The sequence below is a fragment of the Pseudomonas sp. ITEM 17296 genome (assembly GCF_028895205.1).
GTDB classification, from domain to species: domain Bacteria; phylum Pseudomonadota; class Gammaproteobacteria; order Pseudomonadales; family Pseudomonadaceae; genus Aquipseudomonas; species Aquipseudomonas kermanshahensis.
Genome location: NZ_WJRS01000086.1, coordinates 1 through 537, shown reverse-complemented (window position 1 = coordinate 537; position 537 = coordinate 1). Strand labels below are relative to the sequence as shown.

The following is a 537-nucleotide window of genomic DNA, read 5'->3' as shown; positions in this document are numbered from 1 at the left end:
CGGCACCGTCGGTACGGCCACCGTCGCTGCACCAGATAACGTCTACATCGGCCAAAGCTCGGTCAGCCAGACCCTGCAATCGGTAGGTGGCGCGGGCGCCAGCAAGTTCGAAAACCTGACCCTGGACAAGGCCCCGGCCACCACCACGGTCAACGACGAACCCGGCGTAGGCACCCCAGGCAGCAACAACCAGGGCGACAAAGTCGAACTGAGCATCGTTGCCAACCAGACTTCGGTCTTCGAGAACGAGAAACCGACCTTCACCATCAGCATCAAAGAGGCCCTGGACCAGGACCTCACCGTGCAGTTGACCGAAGGCAAGTCGGTCGTGATCAAGAAGGGCGAGACCTCGGCCATCTTCACCCACGACGCCCAAGGCGAAGACGTGTACGTCGATGCTGGCTCGCTGACCGTCAGCATCACCGGCACCAGCGTGCCGGATGGCCGCCAGTTCGAGAACCTGGTGGTCAGCAAGCCTTCGGCCTCGGTGGACATCAAGGACACCTCGAACGAAGTCATCGCCAAGCTGACCGCCAC

The 537-nt window shown here is 62.0% G+C and carries 1 protein-coding gene; it reads left to right on the top strand.

What is annotated here, in order from left to right; translation table 11 throughout:
• A partial coding sequence (locus GIB19_RS28170; RefSeq protein WP_274888863.1) for an immunoglobulin-like domain-containing protein occupies positions 1-537 on the top strand: 537 nt, incomplete at both ends.